The organism is Pseudobutyrivibrio ruminis AD2017 (assembly GCF_000424305.1).
GTDB classification, from domain to species: Bacteria; Bacillota; Clostridia; order Lachnospirales; family Lachnospiraceae; genus Pseudobutyrivibrio; species Pseudobutyrivibrio ruminis_B.
In genome coordinates this window covers 320206-337859 of the sequence record NZ_AUJQ01000004.1, presented here as the reverse complement: position 1 = coordinate 337859, position 17654 = coordinate 320206, and the positions used below count along the sequence as shown (strand labels likewise).

Annotated in this window: 19 protein-coding genes; 17 read left to right on the top strand and 2 right to left on the bottom strand. The window is 41.0% G+C overall.

Annotation, left to right across the window (positions count from 1 at the left end):
- Window positions 1-3: 3 nt before the first annotated feature.
- Both G611_RS0103310 and G611_RS0103305 read left to right on the top strand, forming a co-directional pair.
- A complete protein-coding gene (locus G611_RS0103310; protein WP_028242415.1) occupies window positions 4-1146 on the top strand; it encodes a hypothetical protein in 1143 nt (380 codons plus the stop codon).
- A gap of 226 nt (window positions 1147-1372) precedes the next feature.
- The gene (locus tag G611_RS0103305; protein ID WP_028242414.1) at window positions 1373-2413 is read left to right on the top strand and encodes an ATP-binding protein; all 1041 of its coding nucleotides are present in this window, start codon (window positions 1373-1375) and stop codon (window positions 2411-2413) included.
- 1 nt (window position 2414) lies between these two features.
- On the opposite strand, the gene G611_RS0103300 is transcribed toward G611_RS0103305, so the two are convergent.
- Window positions 2415-3272 carry an AraC family transcriptional regulator gene (locus G611_RS0103300; protein WP_028242413.1) on the bottom strand — a complete coding sequence of 286 codons (858 nt, stop codon included), beginning with the start codon at window positions 3270-3272 and terminating at the stop codon, window positions 2415-2417.
- A gap of 143 nt (window positions 3273-3415) precedes the next feature.
- On the opposite strand from G611_RS0103300, the gene dapF reads away from it, so the two are divergent.
- From dapF to G611_RS0103270, 6 genes are all read left to right on the top strand, one after another.
- The gene (gene dapF / locus G611_RS0103295) at window positions 3416-4249 is read left to right on the top strand and encodes a diaminopimelate epimerase (RefSeq protein WP_028242412.1); all 834 of its coding nucleotides are present in this window, start codon (window positions 3416-3418) and stop codon (window positions 4247-4249) included.
- An 81-nt stretch (window positions 4250-4330) separates the two neighbouring features.
- The gene (locus G611_RS0103290) at window positions 4331-5803 is read left to right on the top strand and encodes a UDP-N-acetylmuramoyl-L-alanyl-D-glutamate--2,6-diaminopimelate ligase (protein ID WP_028242411.1); all 1473 of its coding nucleotides are present in this window, start codon (window positions 4331-4333) and stop codon (window positions 5801-5803) included.
- Window positions 5790-6683 carry a 4-hydroxy-tetrahydrodipicolinate synthase gene (dapA, locus tag G611_RS0103285; RefSeq protein ID WP_028242410.1) on the top strand — a complete coding sequence of 298 codons (894 nt, stop codon included), beginning with the start codon at window positions 5790-5792 and terminating at the stop codon, window positions 6681-6683. Before G611_RS0103290 ends, dapA begins: the two co-directional genes overlap by 14 nt.
- Before the next feature lie 128 nt (window positions 6684-6811).
- Window positions 6812-7351, top strand: a complete 540-nt coding sequence (locus G611_RS13720; protein WP_242824249.1) for a rhomboid family intramembrane serine protease — start codon at window positions 6812-6814, stop codon at window positions 7349-7351.
- Window positions 7352-8344 carry an SCP2 sterol-binding domain-containing protein gene (locus G611_RS0103275; RefSeq protein ID WP_028242409.1) on the top strand — a complete coding sequence of 331 codons (993 nt, stop codon included), beginning with the start codon at window positions 7352-7354 and terminating at the stop codon, window positions 8342-8344. It begins immediately after the preceding gene.
- 19 nt (window positions 8345-8363) lie between these two features.
- Window positions 8364-8774, top strand: coding sequence for an HIT family protein (locus G611_RS0103270; protein WP_028242408.1), 411 nt, complete (start codon window positions 8364-8366; stop codon window positions 8772-8774).
- Here G611_RS0103270 and G611_RS0103265 read toward each other — a convergent pair.
- The gene (locus G611_RS0103265; RefSeq protein WP_028242407.1) at window positions 8763-9821 is read right to left on the bottom strand and encodes an undecaprenyldiphospho-muramoylpentapeptide beta-N-acetylglucosaminyltransferase; all 1059 of its coding nucleotides are present in this window, start codon (window positions 9819-9821) and stop codon (window positions 8763-8765) included. The genes G611_RS0103270 and G611_RS0103265 overlap by 12 nt on opposite strands.
- Window positions 9822-9966: 145 nt before the next feature.
- Here G611_RS0103265 and G611_RS0103260 point away from each other — a divergent pair, with 145 nt between their 5' ends.
- The 9 genes from G611_RS0103260 to G611_RS0103220 all read left to right on the top strand — a co-directional run bounded on the left by G611_RS0103260 (window position 9967) and on the right by G611_RS0103220 (window position 17564).
- Window positions 9967-10320: a response regulator transcription factor gene (locus G611_RS0103260; RefSeq protein ID WP_028242406.1), complete on the top strand. Its 354-nt coding sequence runs from the start codon at window positions 9967-9969 to the stop codon at window positions 10318-10320.
- Window positions 10321-10403: 83 nt separating this feature from the next.
- Window positions 10404-11594 carry a cell wall hydrolase gene (locus G611_RS13715; protein WP_051195030.1) on the top strand — a complete coding sequence of 397 codons (1191 nt, stop codon included), beginning with the start codon at window positions 10404-10406 and terminating at the stop codon, window positions 11592-11594.
- A gap of 91 nt (window positions 11595-11685) precedes the next feature.
- Entirely contained in the window at window positions 11686-12684 is a 999-nt protein-coding gene (gene argF / locus G611_RS0103250) for an ornithine carbamoyltransferase (protein WP_028242405.1), read from the top strand.
- Complete coding sequence (locus G611_RS13710) at window positions 12674-13450, top strand: biotin--[acetyl-CoA-carboxylase] ligase (protein ID WP_051195029.1); 777 nt, start codon at window positions 12674-12676, stop codon at window positions 13448-13450. The genes argF and G611_RS13710 overlap by 11 nt, the downstream gene beginning before the upstream one ends.
- Window positions 13451-13774 (top strand): DUF6145 family protein, encoded by a 324-nt coding sequence (locus G611_RS15690; RefSeq protein WP_028242404.1) that lies wholly within the window; start codon window positions 13451-13453, stop codon window positions 13772-13774.
- Window positions 13774-14544: a type III pantothenate kinase gene (locus tag G611_RS0103235; protein WP_028242403.1), complete on the top strand. Its 771-nt coding sequence runs from the start codon at window positions 13774-13776 to the stop codon at window positions 14542-14544. Before G611_RS15690 ends, G611_RS0103235 begins: the two co-directional genes overlap by 1 nt.
- Window positions 14544-15527: a tRNA dihydrouridine synthase DusB gene (gene dusB, locus G611_RS0103230; protein ID WP_028242402.1), complete on the top strand. Its 984-nt coding sequence runs from the start codon at window positions 14544-14546 to the stop codon at window positions 15525-15527. The genes G611_RS0103235 and dusB overlap by 1 nt, the downstream gene beginning before the upstream one ends.
- Window positions 15528-15628: 101 nt before the next feature.
- Complete coding sequence (gene greA / locus G611_RS0103225; protein WP_028242401.1) at window positions 15629-16108, top strand: transcription elongation factor GreA; 480 nt, start codon at window positions 15629-15631, stop codon at window positions 16106-16108.
- 70 nt (window positions 16109-16178) lie between these two features.
- The gene (locus tag G611_RS0103220) at window positions 16179-17564 is read left to right on the top strand and encodes an MATE family efflux transporter (RefSeq protein WP_028242400.1); all 1386 of its coding nucleotides are present in this window, start codon (window positions 16179-16181) and stop codon (window positions 17562-17564) included.
- Window positions 17565-17654 lie beyond the last annotated feature (90 nt).

Below are 17654 nucleotides of genomic sequence, written 5' to 3'. Positions count from 1 at the left end.
GACATGTTAGAGAAAAAAGGTTTTAAGATAGCTATAGGAATATTGGCTGGGCTTGTAGTAGGGGCGATTACTGTAATTGCAGCCATTTATATATTAATATTAGTAATCTTCTTTGGAGGTCCTCCTAAGGTTACAAAGGGTATAGAAAAGTATGAGCAGACAATGAAGGAAAACACGACTCGTGAATATGGAAAAGCCAGAACTGAGTTTTTGACTTTCCCAAAGAAGGTGCCGGAAAGCGCATTTGAGCAGGAGAGCAAGCCTGTATTTTATAATTCATTTCAGGATACCTGGGACGACCCAACATATGAAGTGTATCTTAAGTGTCAGTATAGTGATGAGGATTACCAGGCTGAAATTGAGAGACTTAAATCTGTAGAAAAAACATATTCTGATTATGATGGTAGAAAGCAGAGCTTACGATATGATGATTCAGATAGATTCAAATATCCTGCATATATTGCAATAGACCATCACGATAATGCTTATGAATATGCTTTGGACTTAGGAGATGATAGCATTGCCTATATTTATACCGCTTATAAAAATTCAGAAAAAAATTTAAAAAAGATTCCAAGCGAGTATCTCCCTAACGATTATGATGAAAGTTTATCCGGTGATAACTCTTTCTATTTTAACATATGGGACGAGAATACTACCTGCTATAACATATACATGCAGCCAAAGTATGAAGGCCATAGTGCGACCCATGGATTAAGTGCTTATGATATAGAAGAATTAGATAATGCCCTTCCAATAGGTGGATTAATATTATTTCCTGATGACACAAGCAAGCTTATAGATGGTTCTTTTGATTATAGAAGAGATGATGATTTTGGATACGTTTTCCTAGAAGCGAAATATTCAGCTGAAGATTACAAGGCAGAAGAGGCTAGGTTCAAGGATGAAGACCAATGCTATGCTACCTATGATGCAAGCACCTATCAATATCCTGCTTATGTGGTGTTTAGTGGCGAGCAGGATGAAAGATACGATAACACAGATGGAGTGTGCTATAAAAAATACGAATATGCTCTAATGGATAAAGAAAACAACAGGATAATTTACGTATTTCTTCTAAATCCAACCATTAGCAAGCTGCAGCAGTATGATGAATACCTGGCTGTAAACAAATCTATATATTAAAACGACAGCGAGGCCTGTGACTCAGCCTTTTACAAGGGATGAGGGCACAGGTCTTTTTTGTATGGATAATAATTAAAATATTAAAATAGTAATAAACAGTAATAGGAACTTCAAAACAGTAATAAGTTGTAATAACTTGTAATAAGTTGTAATATAAAATAAAACCTGTAATAAGTTGTAAGATGATTATAAACATGTAATAAGTTGTAATATAAGGAGGTCAGCTATGAATAATCCCTTTAGCTTAGATTTTGGAACAGAACCAAATTTATACATTCCTAGAACAGAAGAACAGAACAAAATAATAAATACATTTAATTCGGAAATACCGTCTACACATATGTATTTGTTACTTGGTGCAAGAGGATCAGGAAAAACTGTACTGATGACAGCTGTTTCGCATAGACTTGCAGAAGATAAAAAATGGCTTCATATCGATCTAAATGTAGAGACAGATATGTTAAATTCGCTTGCGGCAAATTTATATAAGAAAACACAAAGGAAATTTCCAAAGGTTAAATTCGATGTCTCGATAAAAGGAGTATCTATCTCACTTGATAAAGATGAAAAATATTCAGATATACAGCTTGATATAGATTCTATGCTAAAAACATTGGCAAAGCATGATATCAAAGTATTAATAACAATAGATGAAGTGATTAATTCACAGAATGTAAGGGAGTTTACAAATTATTATCAGCATTGCTTACGTGAAAAATTACCTGTGTTTGTATTAATGACAGGCTTATATAAGAATGTTAGAGCCTTGCAGAATAATCGCTCACAAACATTTTTAAAGAGAGCCCCTAAGGTATCACTCAGTGCGTTAAATATGAGGCGAATGGCAAAGCAATATGAAGAGATTTTTGGAATAGGTGAGGCAGAATCGTTTGAGATGGCGAAGCTAACTGATGGATATTCATATGGATTTCAGATACTAGGCTATTATTTATTTGAATCAAAAAAGAAAGCAGTTGATGATAAAATTCTTTTTGAGTATAAGACCAGCCTTGAAGAAAGTTCTTATGAGAAGATATGGGAAGAATTATCCCCTGCAGAACAAAAGGTAACAGAAGCAATTTCAGGTTTTGAGGATAATGTATCTGTTAAGACAGTAAGAGAGAGCATCCAGATGGATTCAAATAATTTTTCATCATATCAAAGTACGTTGGAAAACTCTGGGATTCTTAAGTCAGATGGAGCCTATGGAAGATTATGTTTTGCTCTTCCATTTTTCAAGGAGTTTGTTCAGCATCAGACTATATAAATTAAAATGATAGTGAGGCCTGTGACGCCGCCTTCTTTTTAGGGCTGGTGCCATAGGTCTTTTTGTATGCACGAAGGAAAGTGGAATAGGTACCAAAGCCAGATTGCTCTGCAGCATCAGCGATTGGCTTGCCAGCATCGATTAATGACTGAGCTAGGGCCAGGCGCTTGATGGTGATGTAGTTGCCTATAGTGTAGCCAGTCTCATCCTTGAAGGTGTGCATGAGATAATAGCGAGAGAGATAGAACTTTCCCGCAATAGCATCCACAGATAAATCTTCTTTTAAATGTTCATTAATATAATGAATGATTTCGCTTACCTTTGAATCGGCATAATTTGTAGATATGTATTTAATCTCGTCGCTGATGGCAGCACGATTAAGCTCTACCATAAATTCTAGGAAAAGCACCTGCATCAATAGTTCGTTAGCATAGGCATCTATACCTAGGTTTGCAGTAAGCTTGGCTACCGTGGCAGCCACCCTGGAATTCTTAAAAGAATGAAGACGCAAAACATGGGAACCATTTTCCATGGCATTTCTAAAGCAATAGGATAAACCATTGTCAGCTTGACTATACTCAGCCAGAAAATCCTTGGAAATATAGATGATGATACGCTCATAAGGGGAATCATCATGGAAAATAGGACGGTGCACTTCCCCTGCATTTACAAATACAATATCATCAGCCTGCAAATCAAAGGTTTGCCCCTCTATTGAATATGAAGTATTCCCTGACAGGTGAATAAGCACCTTGTGGAAATCATGATAGTGAAAATCAATTTCCCCTAGATTAGTATCTATCAGGTGGAAAATCTTGAAATTGTCGTATAAATATCCTTTTTTAGAATAAGATTCCATGGCATCCTCCTAAGTAGAATTATATCACCAGGAGCACTATTTGCAATATTTTGCGCACAAATATGACTATGTAAAACAAAAAGTGCGGAGTATACTAAAATTAAGATTGAGGGAACTACGTAAATGATTCGAAAGGACATCCTATGAGATTTACTAAAATGCATGGCTGTGGTAATGACTATGTATATGTAAACCTTTTTGAAGAGAAGGTTGAAAACCCAGCAGAAGTTTCTATTAAAGTAAGTGACAGACATTTTGGAATCGGCTCAGATGGCCTCATCACCATAGGCCCATCTGATAAGGCGGATTTCAGAATGCACATATATAATGCAGATGGCTCAGAGGCAGAGATGTGCGGAAATGGTATCCGCTGCGTTGCCAAATACGTGTATGACCACCATCTCACAGACAAGACTGAAATCACAGTGGAGACAGGCGCTGGCATCCTTACACTGATTCTTTTTCCTAAGGATGGTAAGGTTGAGCAGGTTCGTGTAGATATGGGAGAGCCAATCCTTGAGCCTTCACAGATTCCAGTAGTTGCCAAGGGAGATAAGGTTATTGATGAGCCAATCGAAGTAGGCGGCAAGACCTGGAACATGACTTGTGTTTCTATGGGCAACCCACATGCAGTTGTGTTTGTAGATGATACAGCAAGCTTCCCACTTGAGACCTACGGTCCGCTTTTTGAGAACCATGAAAGATTTCCAAAGCGTACCAATACAGAATTTGTTCAGATTATTAGCAGAACAGAAGCAAATATGCGAGTTTGGGAGCGCGGTAGCGCCGAGACATGGGCATGCGGAACAGGCACTTGCGCATGTGTGATGGCTTGTATCCTAAATGGAAAGACTGAGGATAAGGTGCTGGTGCATCTTCGTGGTGGTGATCTTACTATTGAGTATGACCGTGAGAGTAATCATGTGTTTATGACGGGGCCGGCTACGGAGGTGTTTATGGGAGAGATTGATGTATAGAGGGCGCTAGGTATGACCCTCATCAGTCAGCTGCGCTGACAGCTTCCCCCTAGAAGGGGGAAGCCTTTGGAAAGGATAATTATGAAGTTAAGAGATTTATTAGAAGAATTAGATTATGAATTATATGCAGGAGAGCTTGATAAAGAAATCTCCACACTTGTGTATGACTCTAGAAAGGTAGAGAAGGATAGTGTGTTTGTGTGTATCTCGGGTACAGTTAGGGATGCACATGATTTTATCCCTGATGTAATCGAAAAGGGCGCTACTGCAATCATCATAGAAAAGGACGTAGAGCCAGTAGATGGCGTCACATACATCAAGGTTGCAAACAGCCGCCAGGCACTGGCTATTCTTTCAGCTGCTTACTTTGGTCATCCAGCAAAGGAGCTTAAGACCATCGGTATCACAGGTACAAAGGGAAAGACAACTACCACATACATGGTTAAGTCAATCCTTGAAAAGGCTGGTATCAAGACTGGCCTTATCGGAACAATAGAGTCTATCGTAGGCGAGGAGCGTATTCCAGCTGTTAACACAACACCTGAATCTTATCGTGTTCAGGAGCTTTTCAGACAGATGGTAGATGCTGGCCTTGATGCTGTTGTTATGGAGGTTAGCTCACAGGCACTTATGCTTCACAGAGTTTCAGGCTTCACTTTTGATATTGGCGTATTTACTAACCTTGAGCCAGATCACATCGGTGAGAACGAACACAAGGATTTCGCAGATTATATGCACTGCAAGAGCCTTCTCTTCCAGCAGTGTAAGGTAGGTATCTTCAACGGAGACAGCGAGCACATCGATGGCATCCTTGAAGGACATACCTGCGATGTTATCAAATACGGTTACGGCAAGGACAACGACCTTGTTGCTGAAAACGTAGAGCTTCTTAAGGAGCACGGCGCACTTGGAGTTAAGTACCACATCGCTGGCAAGGAAAACATGGATGTTGAGGTAAATGTGCCAGGTACATTCTCTGTTTACAATTCACTTACAGCAGTTGCTATCTGCAAGCAGTTTGATGTTGCAGAGGATAAAATCAAGGCAGCTCTTAAGGATGTTCATGTAAAGGGCCGTATCGAGCTTGTACCAGTTTCAAAGAAGTTCACAGTTATGATTGACTATGCACATAATGCCATGGCGCTTGAGAGCCTTCTTACAACACTTAAGGCTTACGAGCCAGGCAGATTGGTTTGCCTCTTTGGCTGCGGTGGTAACCGTGCAAAGAGCCGTCGTTACGAGATGGGTGAGGTAAGCTCTAGATTAGCTGATCTTACAGTTGTCACATCAGACAACCCACGTAACGAAGAGCCAATGGACATCATTAACGACATCTTAATCGGCGTAAAGAAAGCCGATGGCGAATATGTAACTATCCCTGACCGCAAGGAAGCAATCCGCTATTGCCTTGTAAATGCAAAGGAAGGGGATATTGTGGTGCTTGCAGGTAAGGGCCACGAGGATTATCAGGAAATTAAGGGTGTTAAGCACCACATGGACGAGCGCGAGCTTATCGCGGATATTGTAAAGGAGGACGGCAATGACATTATTTAAGGGCGCAGGAGTAGCATTAATCACTCCATTCAATGAAGACGAGACCGTAAATTATGACATGCTAGGAATTCTTATTGATAGACAGATTGAAGGACACACAGACGCTATCGTTGTGTGCGGCACTACAGGTGAGAATGCCACAATGAGCGAGGAAGAAAAGCTTTCTGTCATCGACTTTACAGTAAAAAGAGTTAACCATCGCATCCCAGTTATCGCAGGCAGCGGCGGAAACTCAACAAAGCTTGTAATCGATTTTTCAAAGAAGATTGAAAAGCTTGGTGTAGATGGATTTCTTATCGTTACACCTTTCTATAACAAGGCTACACAGGAGGGCTTGTACCAGCATTATTCTACAATTGCAAAGGCTGTCGACCTCCCAATCATCATGTACAATGTGCCAAGCCGCACAGGCTGTAACATCCTTCCAGAAACAGCCTTAAAGCTTGCACTTGAGTTCAAAAATATCGTAGGTATCAAAGAAGCCAGCGGCAACATTTCACAGATAACAAAGCTTGCCAGCCTTTGCAGAGGCTGCCTGGATATCTATTCAGGTAACGATGATCAGATTGTGCCAATACTTTCTCTTGGCGGAGTTGGTGTTATATCGGTGCTTTCAAACGTAGCACCTCAGGGCACTCACGATATGGTTATGGAATACCTTAACGGCAACGAGAAAAAGGCAAGACAGCTTCAGCTTGATTACCTTGAATTAGTTGATGCACTTTTCTGTGAAGTAAATCCAATCCCTGTTAAATCCACTATGAATATGTTAGGATTTAATGTAGGAAGCCTAAGACTTCCACTTACAGAGATGGAGGAAGAGCATAAGGTGGCCATGAGCAATCTTTTGCATAGAATGCCACAGGAAATGCTTGCATAAGTTTGAAACAGGAAACTAACGAATATTTAAATCCAAAGAACGGACCAATCACTTTTATTTTGGTGGCAATTAATATAATTGTCTTTCTTGTGATGGAATTTTTAGGAGATACGGAGGATAGCGCCTTTATGCTAAATAATGGCGCCATGAATCCGTATCTTATTTTATATGAGGGACAGTGGTATAGGCTTTTTACAGCCACCTTCATGCATTTTGGGATACAGCATTTGGCTAACAACATGCTGCTACTGTTTTTATTAGGGCAGATTTTTGAAAGGGCAGTAGGACCAGTGCGCTACCTTGGAATCTATTTAGGTTCAGGATTAGCTGGCTCATTTTTATCATTCTTTTATCTGTGTCTTATGAACAAAAATGATATTGTTGCCGGTGCTTCCGGGGCAATCTTTGGAATAGTAGGCGGAATGATAATAGTGGTGCTTTGTAATAGAGGTTCCTACAGTGGGATTAGTGCTAAGAGAATGTTATTCATGGCGGCTTTGACTTTATATTTTGGCTTTGCCACAGCAGGCACAGATAATGTAGGCCATCTAGGAGGTTTGCTTGCAGGGCTCATCCTTACATTCCTATGTTATGGAATTGAGACCTTGATTCAAAACAGGAAAAAATCTATACTTTTAAGTAACAAACAGGATGAAGAGGGGCAATAAATGAAGGTAAACATTTACTATGGAGGGCGTGGTCTATTAGAGGACCCAACACTATACGTAATTAACAAAATGGAGCAGGTGCTGACAGAGCTTCAGGTAGAGGTTAAGCTTTACAACATCTACGAGCAGAAGAACACCATATCTATGCTTCCACAGACACTTAAGGATGCTGATGGAATCATCCTTGCCACCACAGTTGAGTGGCTTGGCATAGGCGGATACATGAATCAATTCTTGGATGCGTGCTGGCTATATGCGGACAAGACTGCACTTGCCACCACCTATATGCAGCCAGTGGTCATGTCCACCACCTACGGTGAGCGCGAGGCCATGGTAACACTGGAAAATGCTTGGGAAATCCTGGGTGGATTGCCATGCTCAGGCTTTTGCGGCTATGTAGAGGATGTTAAGGAATTCCGCGAAAACACAGAGTATGCCCACATCATCGAAAAGAAAGTGGAGACCTTGTATCGCACCATTTCTCAGCATACAAAGGGCTTGCCTACCAGCAATCAGGCTGTCACAAGAAGCATCTTGCGTACTACTCAGCTGGAGCTTTCTCCACAGGAATCAGAGCAGCTTTCTAAGTTCGTATCTGACGATGAATATGTTCAGACTCAGAAGGCAGATATTGCCGATCTTACCAGCATGTTTAGAACTATGATGGGTGAGAAAAAGGAAGATAGCGGCGGCGAATATATTAATGATTTCAAGGTACATTTTAGGGGAAATCCTGAATTTACTGCCAAGTACCTGTTTATGATAGATGGAAAGGAGTTACCTCTTTTCATCAACGTATCTGGCGAGCAGATGGACTGCCATTACGGCAAGGAAGATAACATCGATGTTTACATGAAGCTGAATTCCAACATTATGGACAACATTGTTGCAGGACGTGAGACTTTCCAGCGAGCATTTTCGGTAGGAGATATGACTGCCAAAGGCAATTTCAGAACCCTTAGAATGCTTGATGAAATATTTACTTTTAGCTAATCAATAGGAGGATAATGAAATGAAGGACAATAATTGCATTTTTTGCAAGTTAGCAAATGGAGATATTCCTACAAACTCAATCTACGAGGATGATGAATTTAAGGTTATTTTAGATGCATCCCCAGCAACAAAGGGACATGCTCTTATCTTACCAAAGAATCATTTTGCTAATCTTTTAGAGGCAGATGACGATGTGCTTGCAAAGGCACTTCCACTTGCCAAGAAGATTGGAAACAAAATGATGAAGGAATTAGGCTGCGACGGAATTAACATCATACAAAATAATGGTGAAGCTGCCGGACAGACAGTTCACCATCTTCATGTACATGTTATTCCAAGATTTGCTGGCGACGGCGCCATCAAAGAATGGGAGCATCAGAGCTTCAGCGACGCTGAAACTGCTGAGGTTGTAAAGAAGTTAAGCTTCTAAAATAAGATTAAGAATAGTATTATTGGCGTCCAGTAACTTGCTGGATGCCATTTTTTCTTTAATCTCATCGCGGCGTGCATATACATCTTCTACAGAGCTAACAAGCAATTCCCCAGTAAGCTCCTCTTCCTGAAGTACAGTTGAAAATCCCTGCTTCTTGTAGCTTTCTGCGTTGAGGATTTGGTCGCCTCGGCTTGCAGCAGCTGAAAGTGGAATTAAGATGTTAGGAATCTTAAGAGCCAAAATTTCGCTGATAGAATTTGCACCAGCACGGCTAATCATAAGGTCAGTCATTGCAAAAATATCATTAAGCTGTTCACTGATGAATTCATATTGTTGATAACCAGTGCGACCAACTAAATCATTGTTGATATTTCCCTTACCAACCAAATGAACAATCTGGAATTTTTCAAGTAAAGTATCAAGTGATGACCAAACAGCATTATTAATAAATCTAGAACCAATGCTTCCGCCCATAATAAGGATTACAGGCTTGTCAGCAGAAAATCCTGTAAATGCAAGACCTGCCTCGCGGTTTCCAGAGAAAAGCTCCTTTCTAATAGGAGAGCCTGTGTGTACTGCCTTGCCATCAGGAAGATATTGCATAGTCTCAGGGAAGTTGCAGCACACCTTTGATGCGAAAGGAATAGCAAGCTTGTTGGCAAGTCCTGGAGTCATATCAGACTCGTGGATGATTGCAGGAATGTGCTGTCTTGCAGCAGCCATAACAACAGGAACTGAAACGAATCCTCCCTTAGAAAATACAACATCAGGCTGGATGTGCTTAAGTAACTGATTAGCCTCAGAAAATCCCTTGATTACTCTAAATGGATCAGTGAAATTCTTCCAATCATGGTAGCGGCGAAGCTTACCAGATGAGATACCATAATAGGTAATGCCTGCATCTTCCACCAGCTTTTTCTCGATGCCAGTGTAGGAGCCGATGTAAAAAATCTCGTATCCCTTTTCCTTAAGAAGAGGAACAAGGGCAAGATTAGGTGTAACGTGACCGGCAGTACCGCCGCCAGTCATAACTATTTTTTTCATAAGAAGATTTACCTCTTTCATCAATACTTTTTAACCAATTTTATGATACCTATATGAAAATAAAAGTCAAATAAATAGTGCGAATAGGCTAAAGCCATGATAAAATCAAGATATACGAAACACAAACGGGGATGAGGGACTGAAGATGAAAGTACTAATAGTAGATGACGAAATATTTGCCCTTAAAACGCTTGAAAGATTACTTAAAGCGGAAGATGGCGTCGAAATATTGCAGGCAGGGGATTGCTATGATGCCTACATGATTTATGAGGAAATGCACCCTGATATAGTCATTACCGATATCCTGATGAAGGGGGGTATTGGTGGCGAATGGTTAATAGAAAAAATACTGTCCTTAGATAGCAAGGCAAACATCATTGTTTGTTCAGGCAGACCAAAGGCAGATTTGCTCAAATATAAGCTTATGGGAGCCAAGCATTGCCTGCAAAAACCTATCAAATATCAGGAACTGTGGGACTGCATTGACAGCCTGATTTGACAAAAAAATGTAAGAATGTTATAGTAGCCTTCGTAACAAAGTTGTAATAAATAAAAAACTTTTGTAAAAAGTGACGGAGGCTTATGAGTAAATTCAACGAAACCTTAACTGCTATTTATGCTAAGAACAAAAAAATCTTAAACAAGCGTAATATGCAGGGCGGAGCTCTTGCTTTATCATTGATGCTTTTATTTACAGGCGCATACGTTAATGCACCACAGGAAGTTACAAAGACAAATGTAGATGTTACTCCAGCTAGAACAGCCGGTGTTTTCGCAGCAGTATCATCTATGGACCTTACAGCAGGAGATTCAAGCTTAGTTTATGCATCAGCAGATGTTACAGTAGTTGCGGCTACTACAGATCAGGTAGAGCCAGATTTAGATAATGAATATGATGAGTGGGCAGACAAGGCTATGGCTAATGTAGAAGATTATCTCTATATTCGTTCAGAAGCTAACGAATCTTCCGAAGCTATTGCTAAGCTTCGCAAGGGCGATGTCGCAACACTAGTTGATGTATTTGATGGTTGGTACGAAGTAGAATCAGGTAATGCACACGGTTTCGTATCAGCTGATTATTGTGTTACAGGTATTGAAGCTTACGAGCTTGCAATGGATGTATGCAACACATACGCTACAACAGATGTAGCAGGTCTTCGCATTCGTAGCGAAGCATCAGAGGATTCTAAGATCCTCAAGGTTGTTCCACAGGGAACAAAGCTTTCTGTTAATTCAGATGCAGAAGCAATTGATGGCTGGGTAGCTGTTACAAGCGGTGACACAACAGGCTATGTTAAGTCTGATTATGTTAACGTTGATATGGTAACAGGCGAAGCTATCACATTAGAAGAGGAAGCTGAGGCTAAGGCCGCTGCAGAAGAAGCAGCACGTAAGGCTAAGGAACAGGCAGCCGCTGCCGCTGCAGCAAATCAGGCTGTTATTGATTCAGCAACAGACGTATCTCTTATCGCAGCAATCATACAGATTGAAGCTGGTAACGAGCCATACGAAGGACAGGTAGCAGTAGGTGCTGTAGTTATGAACAGAGTTCGTAGTGGCGCGTATGCTAATTCTGTTAGTGGTGTTATTTTCGCAAGAGGTCAGTTCGCAACATCACGTATGTCTTCAGTTCTTGCAAAGGGACCAAAGGCATCTTGCGTACAGGCAGCACAGGAAGCTATCGCAGGTAGCGACCCAACAGGCGGTTTAACACACTTTAGACGTGCAGGTTCTAAAGAAGGACTTATCATCGGTAACCACGTATTCTATTAATTAAAAATGATGTTTTTTAGAGTCTTTAGGGGTTTTCCTAAAGACTCTTTTGTTTTATACTTAAATAAATTTTTGTTTAGGAGGGTACGTTATGGATTTAAAAGGAAAGCACTTTTTAAAGATGTTAGATTTTACACCAGAGGAAATTAATGGTCTCATTGATTTATCCATTCGCCTTAAAAAGGAGAAGAAGAGTGGAAAGTCTCAGGCTAGTTATTTGGCAGGCAAGAACATTGCCTTGATTTTCGAGAAAACATCTACACGTACCCGTTGTTCTTTTGAAGTGGCTGCTCATGATATGGGCGCACACGTTACATATCTTGACCCATCAGGCTCGCAGATAGGTAAGAAGGAATCCATCGCTGATACAGCAAGAGTTTTGGGCCGTATGTATGATGGAATCGAATACCGCGGCTTTGAACAGGACAAGGTGGAGGCTCTTGCAAAATACGCTGGGGTGCCAGTATGGAATGGTCTTACAAATGAATCTCATCCTACACAGATGATTGCAGATATGATGACTATCAAGGAGCATTTTGGAAAGCTTGAGGGACTCAAGTTCGTATACATGGGCGATGCCAGATATAACATGGGCAATTCCCTTATGGTTACCTGCGCTAAGCTTGGCCTGGATTTCGTAGCATGCACCAGCGAAAAGTATTTCCCTGAAAGCTGGCTTGTAGAAAAGTGTCAGGATATTGCTAAACAAACCGGGGCAAGCGTGACGTTGACTGATGATGTTGCAGCAGGATGTAAGGATGCAGATGTTATCTACACTGATGTGTGGGTATCAATGGGCGAGCCAGATGCAGTATGGGAAGAGCGAATCAAGGAGCTTAGCCCATATCAGGTTAACGCTAAGGCATTCTCTTATGCGAAGCCAGGTGCTAAATTTATGCACTGCCTTCCAGCGTTCCATGATTTAAATACAACAATCGGTGTTCAGATTCATGAGAAGTTTGGAATCGACTGTATGGAAGTTACAGACGAAATTTTTGAAAGCGAGCGTTCAATCGTCTTTGACGAGGCAGAAAACAGAATGCACTCTATCAAGGCAGTTATGTACGCAACATTAGGCGATGTTAGATAATATTAATTTTGAGTATTATGATTCGGTGGATTCCACCAACGACAGAATAAAAGAAAGAGCACACTCAGGCGAAAAGCAAGGCCTTGTAATATCAGCTGGAACACAGACAGCAGGCAAGGGCAGAATAGGACGCAAATGGGAATCGCCAAAACACGATTCTATTGCCACATCAATGTTGCTTACGCCTCAGGAGATATCTTTAGAAGCAGTCCCTACCATCACAGTGGTAGCAGCCATGGCAGTGCGTGATGCCTTAAGCAGGCAGTACGGCTTAGAGGGCAAAATCAAATGGCCTAACGACATAGTTTTAGATGGCAAAAAGATATGCGGAATCCTCACCGAAATGGAAATGAAGGACGGAGCCGTTTGGTTTGTGGTTGTTGGCATCGGTGTCAATGTTCACAACAAAAACTTTGACGAGGAGATTGCGTATAAAGCAACATCTGTGGACCTGGAGTTGATAAAAGAAAATCGTATCGGTGAAACCGGCCACAGAGCAGAGCTTACAAAGGCTATTTGGGAGAGCTTTAAAAGGTATTACAACATCTTTATAAAAACTCAGGACATGTCAGGTTTAAAAGAAGAATACGAAAGAAACCTTGCGAACTTTGGAGAACGTGTTAGAATAGAAGCTCAGGAAAATTCATACGAAGCTATCGCCAAAGGCATCACCGCCAAAGGAGAACTGATAGTGGAAGTGGATAAAAAAGAACAAATAATAAGAACCGGCGAAGTCTCAGTTCGCGGTATTTACGGGTATGTATAAATGGAAGAGAAAGTACTTTGTGGCGCAAGCTGCTACACCAAAAAGTTTTATTTAAATCCTGAATTTGAGGGACTCCCTCCTATGATTAAGGATGAATTAAAAATATTGTGCGTTATGTACACAGAACAGGTCAGTGGTACAATCCAGATAGTCTATGAGGAGGACGGCTCCCTTAGAATCGATGTAGACCACAACGATAATGATTTCATGTATGATGAAATCGGTTCAGTTCTGGAAGTAAAGAGAATCCAGCGTGAACGCAGAGAGCTTTTCGAAGCACTAGAAACATATTATAAAGTAGTATTCTTAGGGGAGGGCATATAATGCTTCTTACAATTGATGTTGGAAATACAAATATAACAATGGGTGTGTTTGAAGGACAGGAGCTTCGCGGTAATTTCCGTGTCACCACCAAAATCAACAGAACATCAGATGAATTTGGAATCGTATTCAAGGAGATTCTTCGTTCAAACGATTTGGATGCAAACAAAATAGATGATGTAATTATCGCTTCAGTAGTGCCAAATGTAATGCACTCACTTACAAGCTCAATCATCAAATACTTCGATATTCAGCCTATCATCGTTGAGGCTGGTATCAAAACAGGAATCAGAATTGCAACAGAAAATCCAAAGCAGATTGGTGCAGACAGAATCGTAGATGCAGCAGGTGCTTACGAGCTTTACGGTGGTCCTGTACTTGTACTTGATTTTGGTACAGCTACTACATACGATTTAGTAGATGCAAACGGCGCATTTGTTTCAGGTGTTACAGCACCAGGTATCAGAATCAGCGCACGTGCCCTTTGGGAAGATGCTGCTAAGCTTCCTGAAATCGAAATCAAGAAGCCTGAAAAGATTCTTGCTAAGGAAACAATTTCTTCTATGCAGGCTGGTCTTGTTTACGGACAGATTGGTCAGACAGAATACATTGTTAAACACATGATAGAGGAGAGTGGCTACGAGAACGTAAAGGTTGTTGCTACAGGCGGACTTGGAAACCTTATTTCAAGCGAGACAAAGTGCATCGATATTTACAATCCAAACCTTACTCTCTATGGTATGAAATTTATTTACGATAAGCAAAAGAGATAATGATAAATAAGTTAAAAATCGGAAACGTAGAATTAGAAAACAATTTGATTTTGGCACCAATGGCAGGCGTAACTGACCTGCCATTTCGTCTTTTATGTAAGGAACAGGGTGCTGCACTTTGCTGCATGGAAATGGTCAGCGCCAAGGGTATTTATTACAACAACAAAAATACCGAAAGCCTTCTTACAGTAGATGAAAGGGAACGTCCAGTTAGCCTTCAGCTGTTTGGCTCTGACCCAGAAATCATGGCAGCCATGGCAGCTAGAATCGAGCATCGCAACTTTGATATTTTAGATATCAATATGGGCTGCCCAGTGCCAAAGGTAGTTAATAATGGTGATGGCTCAGCTCTTATGAAAAATCCAGTGTTGGCTGGAAAGATAATCGAGGGCATGGTAAAGGCGATAGATAAGCCGGTCACTGTAAAAATCCGCAAGGGCTTTGACGACGAGCATATCAATGCAGTTGAGATGGCTCATGTAGCACAAGAATCTGGCGCAGCTGCAGTAGCAGTTCACGGTCGTACCAGAGAACAGTACTATTCAGGCAAGGCAGATTGGAGCATCATAGCAGATGTAAAGGCTGCAGTATCAATACCTGTTATTGGAAACGGCGACATTCTTGATGCAAAGGATGTTATCGCTATGTCGGAGCAGACAGGCTGCGACGGCTTCATGATAGGCCGTGGCGCCCAGGGTAATCCTTGGATATTCCACCAGATTCTTCATTATTTTGAAACTGGAGAAATGATTGGAAAGCCACCTATGGAGGAGATGGTCAAGACCATGCTTCGCCACGCAAAACTCCAAATCGAATTCAAGGGTGACTACCTTGGAATAAGAGAAATGCGCAAGCATGCTGCCTGGTACACTGCAGGATATAAGGGTGCCAGCAAGCTTCGCGGCAGAATAAATGATGTGGAATCTTATGATGAGTTAGAGCAACTTTTTGAAGATTTTATGAAAGAATATGCTTGTTCTTGACATCAAAATCTGTGTGGCTTATAATTCACTAAGCTATTGATATATACTGATTCTAAACGGAATCATTCAAAAATAAATCCGAAGGGGAAAGGAACCAAAACATGGAAGCTAAAAAGAATTTACTTACAGCTGAAGGACTTAAGATATTAGAGGACGAATTAGAAGATTTAAAGGTAAACAGACGTAAAGAAGTTTCTCAGAAGATTAAGGAAGCCAGAGAGCAGGGTGACCTTTCAGAGAACGCTGAGTACGATGCAGCTAAGGATGAGCAGCGTGATATCGAAGCACGTATCGAAGAAATCGAGAAAATCCTTAAGAATGCTGAGGTCGTTACAGACGAGCACGATACAAAGAATATTAACATCGGTTGGACAGTTACACTTCTTGACCTTGAATTTGATGAGGAGACAGAATACAAAATCGTTGGTTCTACAGAGGCTAACAGCCTTAAGGGTAAGATTTCAAACGAGTCTCCAGTTGGTAAGGCAATCCTTGGACACAAAAAGGGTGATACAGTTACTGTTGAAACAGAAGCTGGCGAGTTCAAGTACAAGATTTTAGCTGCAAGCAAGACAAAGTAATTAATGCAATGTAAAGGTCGCAACCGTTTTTTGGTTGCGACCTTTTTTTATAAGGTATTAGGAGGACATCATGTTAACATCACTAAAGAAAAAATACATCGGAGACAAAGCCTTCTACAAGCGCTATATCTTCCTTGCAACTCCAATGATTATTCAAAACGCAATTACAAACTTCGTAAGCTTCCTCGACAACATCATGGTCGGTCAGCTTGGTCAGGAAGCAATATCTGCGGTAGCCACAGTCAACCAGCTTAACTTCGTATTTTCGCTAGCTGTGTTTGGTGCTGCATCAGCAGGTAGTATTTACGGCGCACAGTATTTTGGCAAGGGCGACCACAAGGGTCACATGTACACCTTCCGTTTCAAGCTCTATGCCACACTTTTAGCTACATTAATAGGTATATTGATTTTCCTTGGATTTGGAAAAGAATTAATATCCCTGTTTTTAACAGAAAGTGCCGGAGCATCTCCTGAGATTGCACTGCAGCTTGGCTTACAGTATCTAAGTATCATTTTGGTGGGCTTAGTTCCATTTGCTGTTAATCAGGCATACGCTACTAACATAAAAGAAACAGGTCAGACGGTGGTTCCTATGGTTGCAGGTATGATTGCCGTTGCAACAAATGCCATTTTAGATTATTGCTTAATTTTTGGCTTCGGCCCATTCCCAAAGCTTGGTGTAGCAGGCGCAGCCATCGCAACAGTTATTGCCAGATATATTGAGGCAGCCATTGTTATATTCTGGGCGCACAGCCACAGAAGCCTCAACAGATATCTTGAAGGTGCTTACTTAGGCTTTGGTATTCCAAAGGATATACTTGGACCTATCATTATAAAGGGCGCACCGCTTATGTTTAACGAGGTCCTTTGGGCAGCAGGCATGAGCGCGGTAACTCAAAGCTATTCAATCAGAGGCATGAACGTACTTACAGCCCTCAGCATTTCAAACACAGTTGGAAATCTTTTCAATATTGTATTTATCCAGCTAGGCGCATGTATCAGCATTGTTGTAGGACAGCACCTGGGGGCAGGTGACCTTGAAGAGGCAAAGGATGCTGATAACAAGATGATAGTTTTTAGCGTATTCTGCTGTACTATTATGGCCATCATTATGTTTGCATTTGGCGGATTGTTCCCACACATCTACAATGTATCTGACGATATAAGAGCACTTGCAACAAAGTTCATCGCCGTTGCGGCAATATGGATGCCATTCTGTTCATTCAGCCATTGCTCATACTTTACACTTCGATCAGGTGGTAAGACATTAGTTACCTTCCTGTTTGATTCAGTATTTACATGGGTTGTTATGGCACCACTTGCATTTGTACTTGCTCATTTCACAGGACTTGGAATCGTATGGATTTACTTCTTCGTATGTGGAACAGAGCTTATCAAAAACATCATGGGTTATTTCATGGTGAAATCAAACGTATGGCTTCAGCAGATTGTCTAGCACTAGCAGTGGCATGCCTTGACAGATTTAAGAAAACTAGACTATAATCAAATAGTTTATGACAAGAAAAATATAGTTTAAAAATAGATA

Bases quoted from the DNA above. Each gene is read 5' to 3' on its own strand.
- G611_RS15690 (WP_028242404.1), top strand. From the start codon at position 13,451: ATGGAAGAGAAAGTACTTTGTGGCGCAAGCTGCTACACCAAAAAGTTT.
- dusB (WP_028242402.1), top strand. From the start codon at position 14,544: ATGATAAATAAGTTAAAAATCGGAAACGTAGAATTAGAAAACAATTTG.
- G611_RS0103310 (WP_028242415.1), top strand. From the start codon at position 4: ATGTTAGAGAAAAAAGGTTTTAAGATAGCTATAGGAATATTGGCTGGG.
- G611_RS0103260 (WP_028242406.1), top strand. From the start codon at position 9,967: ATGAAAGTACTAATAGTAGATGACGAAATATTTGCCCTTAAAACGCTT.
- G611_RS13715 (WP_051195030.1), top strand. From the start codon at position 10,404: ATGAGTAAATTCAACGAAACCTTAACTGCTATTTATGCTAAGAACAAA.
- G611_RS0103265 (WP_028242407.1), bottom strand. From the start codon at position 9,821: ATGAAAAAAATAGTTATGACTGGCGGCGGTACTGCCGGTCACGTTACA.
- G611_RS0103290 (WP_028242411.1), top strand. From the start codon at position 4,331: ATGAAGTTAAGAGATTTATTAGAAGAATTAGATTATGAATTATATGCA.
- dapF (WP_028242412.1), top strand. From the start codon at position 3,416: ATGAGATTTACTAAAATGCATGGCTGTGGTAATGACTATGTATATGTA.
- G611_RS0103270 (WP_028242408.1), top strand. From the start codon at position 8,364: ATGAAGGACAATAATTGCATTTTTTGCAAGTTAGCAAATGGAGATATT.
- G611_RS0103300 (WP_028242413.1), bottom strand. From the start codon at position 3,272: ATGGAATCTTATTCTAAAAAAGGATATTTATACGACAATTTCAAGATT.
- G611_RS0103235 (WP_028242403.1), top strand. From the start codon at position 13,774: ATGCTTCTTACAATTGATGTTGGAAATACAAATATAACAATGGGTGTG.
- G611_RS13720 (WP_242824249.1), top strand. From the start codon at position 6,812: ATGCTAAATAATGGCGCCATGAATCCGTATCTTATTTTATATGAGGGA.
- G611_RS0103220 (WP_028242400.1), top strand. From the start codon at position 16,179: ATGTTAACATCACTAAAGAAAAAATACATCGGAGACAAAGCCTTCTAC.
- dapA (WP_028242410.1), top strand. From the start codon at position 5,790: ATGACATTATTTAAGGGCGCAGGAGTAGCATTAATCACTCCATTCAAT.
- G611_RS13710 (WP_051195029.1), top strand. From the start codon at position 12,674: ATGTTAGATAATATTAATTTTGAGTATTATGATTCGGTGGATTCCACC.
- G611_RS0103305 (WP_028242414.1), top strand. From the start codon at position 1,373: ATGAATAATCCCTTTAGCTTAGATTTTGGAACAGAACCAAATTTATAC.
- greA (WP_028242401.1), top strand. From the start codon at position 15,629: ATGGAAGCTAAAAAGAATTTACTTACAGCTGAAGGACTTAAGATATTA.
- argF (WP_028242405.1), top strand. From the start codon at position 11,686: ATGGATTTAAAAGGAAAGCACTTTTTAAAGATGTTAGATTTTACACCA.
- G611_RS0103275 (WP_028242409.1), top strand. From the start codon at position 7,352: ATGAAGGTAAACATTTACTATGGAGGGCGTGGTCTATTAGAGGACCCA.